Annotated in this window: 6 protein-coding genes; 3 read left to right on the forward strand and 3 right to left on the reverse strand. The window is 69.3% G+C overall.

Annotated features, from left to right (window positions below; genetic code table 11):
* Positions 1-931, forward strand: a 931-nt coding sequence (locus tag VHK87_RS04260) for an acetyl-CoA C-acyltransferase (protein ID WP_329633655.1), incomplete at its 5' end; no start/stop codon positions are given.
* Between the two features lie 135 nt (positions 932-1,066).
* Here VHK87_RS04260 and VHK87_RS04265 read toward each other — a convergent pair.
* Positions 1,067-1,666: a DUF3617 domain-containing protein gene (locus VHK87_RS04265; RefSeq protein ID WP_329633656.1), complete on the reverse strand. Its 600-nt coding sequence runs from the start codon at positions 1,664-1,666 to the stop codon at positions 1,067-1,069.
* 147 nt (positions 1,667-1,813) lie between these two features.
* Between VHK87_RS04265 and VHK87_RS04270 the strand changes: the two genes are divergently transcribed.
* Both VHK87_RS04270 and VHK87_RS04275 read left to right on the forward strand, forming a co-directional pair.
* On the forward strand, positions 1,814-2,086 hold the full coding sequence (locus VHK87_RS04270; RefSeq protein ID WP_329633657.1) for a GNAT family N-acetyltransferase: 273 nt from the start codon (positions 1,814-1,816) through the stop codon (positions 2,084-2,086).
* Entirely contained in the window at positions 2,083-2,286 is a 204-nt protein-coding gene (locus tag VHK87_RS04275) for a hypothetical protein (RefSeq protein ID WP_329633658.1), read from the forward strand. The genes VHK87_RS04270 and VHK87_RS04275 overlap by 4 nt, the downstream gene beginning before the upstream one ends.
* A 226-nt stretch (positions 2,287-2,512) precedes the next feature.
* Here the strand turns inward: VHK87_RS04275 and VHK87_RS04280 are convergent, their stop codons facing one another.
* Positions 2,513-2,797, reverse strand: coding sequence for a hypothetical protein (locus VHK87_RS04280; RefSeq protein WP_329633659.1), 285 nt, complete (start codon positions 2,795-2,797; stop codon positions 2,513-2,515).
* Between the two features lie 438 nt (positions 2,798-3,235).
* Positions 3,236-3,726 (reverse strand): SPFH domain-containing protein (locus VHK87_RS04285; protein ID WP_329633660.1); only part of this gene is annotated, 491 nt, incomplete at its 5' end.

The raw sequence follows: 3,726 nt of genomic DNA on the forward strand, positions 1-3,726 counted from the left end.
CGTCAACAAGATGTGCGGCTCCGGCATGCAAGCGGCGATCCTGGCCCACGACGCCCTCGCCGCAGGCTCGGCCGACGTGATCGTCGCCGGCGGCATGGAGAGCATGAGCAATGCGCCCTACCTGCTGGCCAAGCACCGGGCCGGCGCGCGCATCGGCCACGACACGGCCTTCGACCACATGTACCTGGACGGCCTCGAGGACGCCTACGAGCCGGGCCGGCTGATGGGCAGCTTCGCCGAGGAGAGCGCGCGGGCCTACCAGTTCACCCGCGAGGCGATGGACGACTACGCCATCGCCAGCCTCTCCCGCGCCCGCAGGGCGACCGAGAGCGGCGCCTTCGCCCGCGAGATCGTCCCGGTGGAGGTCGCCAGCCGCAAGGGGACCGAGACCGTCTCGGCCGACGAGCAGCCGCTGAAGGCCGACCCCGCCAAGATCCCGACCCTGAGGCCCGCCTTCGCCAAGGACGGGACCATCACCGCCGCCAACGCCTCCTCGATCAGCGACGGGGCCGCGGCCCTGGTGCTGACCCGCGCCTCGGTCGCCGAGAAGCTGGGCCTGAACGTGGTGGCGCGGATCGTCTCCCACGCCGCCCACGCCCACGAGCCCGGCCTGTTCACGACCGCGCCCGTACCGGCCGTCCAGAAGGCGCTGAAGAAGGCCGGCTGGTCGGCGGACGAGGTGGACCTGTTCGAGATCAACGAGGCCTTCGCCGTCGTCGCGATGATCGCCGAGCGGGAGATCGGCATCGACCGCGAGCAGCTCAACGTCCACGGCGGCGCCTGCGCCCTCGGCCATCCGATCGGCGCCTCAGGGGCGCGGATCCTCGCGACCCTGCTCAGCGCCCTCGAACAGCGCGGCGGAAAACGCGGCGTCGCCAGCCTCTGCATCGGCGGCGGCGAGGCGACCGCGATGGCGGTGGAGCTGGTCTGAGACCCAGGCGCGCTTCCCCCTCTTCGTCATGGCCGGCTTTATGCCGGCCACCCATCCTGACTAGGCGGGCCGGCGGCAACGGGCTGGGTCGCCGGGACAAGCCCGGCGATGACGGATGGTTGGGACGCTCGAGCGCTACTGCGCCGCCGCGCCCTCGGCCATCTTCGCCACGTCGTTGAGGTTCACCGTCCCCGCGCCGGGAATGGAGACCTGGATGTCCCCGGGCTTCATGCCTTCGGGGCAGGGGCCCTTCCAGGCGGCGGTCATCACCATCTTCATCTCGCCGTTGGCCTGCGGGATCGACGAGCCCGTCGTCGTGGTGGTCGCCTCCATCTTGTAGGCCGAGGCGAAGTCGCCGGTGATGGTCCCGCGGCTGGTCACCTTGCCGCCCTGGCCGTCCGGGCAGACCGACACGAACGAATAGCCGCCGGGGGCCGGCGTGAAGCTGTTCTCTTCGCAGCCGCTTTCGGCCGAGGCCTGCTGACCCCACAGGGCGACGTTCTTGTCGGTCTCGGCGTCGATGCACAGCCGGCTGGTCTGGGTCACGCCCAGGGTCTGCATGGAATGCTCCCAGAGCCCCGCCTTGCGGGCCGGCCGGTCGGCGGCGGCCTGGGTGGCGGCGGCCTGGCCCGCATCGGCCGCGGCGGGGGCGGCGGCCTTCTCCTCGGCCCGCTGGCAGGACCACAGGAACAGGACCGAGCCGCAAAGGATCAGGGTGCGAGTGCTGCGCCGCATGCCGAGGCTCCCAATTGTGGTTAACCCTACCTTAAAGTGCTTCGCCAAGGCCGGGGAGGGGCAGCGCCCTCCGCGCGGGCTCAAACCGGCGCCGTGGCGAGAAGTTCGCCGCGGGATCAAACCGGGCGCGAAAGGGGTTTTGCAGCCATGAGCGACTTACGGAACAACGAGGCCCGCTCGCGCTACGAGATGGACGAGCAGGGCATGACCTCCTGGGCCGACTATCGGCTGAAGGGCGAGCGGCTCTACATCGACCACGTGGAGAGCCCCGTGCCGCTGCGCGGCTCCGGCGCGGCGGGCCGGCTGATGGCCGCGCTGGCGCAGGACGCGAAGCAACGCGGGCTGAAGATCACTCCGATCTGCGGCTACGCCGCCACCTGGCTGAGGCGCAGCAAGGACTACAGGGAGCTTCTCGATTGAGCCCGCAGCCGAGCACCACCTCGCCCGTCCCAGGCGCCCGCGAGCCCGAAGGGATTAAGCCCGGCCCGGCCGCAGCCCCGAACGAGCCCGGCTCCGACGCCGACGCCCGTCGGCGGCGGGTGGAGAACGATCCGGGTCTCTCCCCCGTCGGCCCGCTCGGCGGCGGCGCGCTCAGCGAGACGGCGAGCGAGGAGGACTAACTCCACCCCCGCTCATCGCGGCTTTCGCCGGGATGAGCGGATGGGCGTAGGCGTGCGATGGCGATCGACGTCGCCGCTCGCATCTGCCGTGAGATCTTAAGGGAAATGCGCCTCTGTTTCAGAGGCTCGGCGGCCGCATACGGCGGCCCACTTGCGGGCTCCCGCCGCACCTCCCTGGCGATATCCAGGGAGGGCGTAGCGGGACCCGTCAAATTTCTCGGAAAACTCAGTTGCGCCGCAGGATGGCTTCCATCGCCTGGACGCGGGTCTCGGACTCTTCGCTCAGCCGGCGGGCGATCTCGCGGATGCCGACCGGATAGGCCTCGCCGCCGTCGGCGATCTCGCCGGCGATGCGCTCGACTTCCACCAGGGCCGCCTCGAGGGCCATGATGTGCTCACGGGCCAGGTTCTTGGCCTCGGTCTGGAGACGACGGATACGCTCGGACAGATTGGCTTCGCCCTTGATCAGAGCCGCACCGTTGTCCGCAACCACGCTCAAAGAAGGCGACATATAACTCATCCTACATTCGGGCCTTTCGGGGCCGGCCTTTTGCTTGGCCGATCCCCTTCAGGCGGGTCCACACCAACCAAGATACCGATCAAATCGGCACAAGGTTCCGGGAAAGCTGCAGCATTCGCGCCACAAGCGAAGCCATGCGGCGCCGGCGCCACGCTGCTTGGTTAAGGCCTGAAAAGCTTGGACTTTAGGTCGGCCAACCTTCGCCTTGATTCTGCTCAGTTTCCCGCCCGGGGGGAAAACGGGCTGGTGCAGATACATGGTAAAGGTTGCATGCGAGCCGCGAAAAATCGTCGTTAAGACCTGGTTCGCCAGCTTGACTTTGGGGGGGTCGATCCCCTGCCGAGGAGACCCATTCCGGGCGCCGACGGGCGTCGTTCTGGCACGCCCCGTACCGACCTGGGACGGCCCTGCAGTAGGCGCCTCGGCCGGCTACCCGCCCCGGTCCTTGGCGCCCCGCTGCAGGAGGTCCAGCAGCTCCAGCGGCATCGGGAAGACGATGGTCGAGTTCTTGTCGGCGCCTATGTCGAACAGGGTGTTGAGGTAGCGCAGCTGCATGGCCTCCGGCTGGCGGGCCAGGGTGGCGGCGGCCTCCACCAGCGTTTGGGACGCCTGCAGCTCGCCCTCGGCGTTGATCACCCGGGCCCGGCGGTTGCGCTCGGCCTCGGCCTGGCGGGCGATGGCCCGGACCATGCTCTCATTCAGGTCCACGTGCTTGATCTCGACGTTGGCCACCTTCACCCCCCAGGCCTCGGTCTGGGCGTCGAGGATCTCCTGGATGTCCTTGTTGAGCTTGTCCCGCTCGGCCAGCATCTCGTCGAGCTCGTGCTTGCCCAGCACCGAGCGCAGGGTGGTCTGGGCCAGCTGGCTGGTGGCGGCGAAGAAGTCCTCCACCGCGATCACCGCCCGGTCGGCGTCGACGA

Source organism: Phenylobacterium sp. (assembly GCF_036263695.1).
Taxonomy (GTDB): Bacteria; Pseudomonadota; Alphaproteobacteria; order Caulobacterales; family Caulobacteraceae; genus Phenylobacterium.

Excerpts from the sequence above, each read along its gene's own strand:
- VHK87_RS04280 (WP_329633659.1), bottom strand. The coding sequence starts at position 2,797 with ATGTCGCCTTCTTTGAGCGTGGTTGCGGACAACGGTGCGGCTCTGATC.
- VHK87_RS04270 (WP_329633657.1), top strand. The coding sequence starts at position 1,814 with ATGAGCGACTTACGGAACAACGAGGCCCGCTCGCGCTACGAGATGGAC.
- VHK87_RS04265 (WP_329633656.1), bottom strand. The coding sequence starts at position 1,666 with ATGCGGCGCAGCACTCGCACCCTGATCCTTTGCGGCTCGGTCCTGTTC.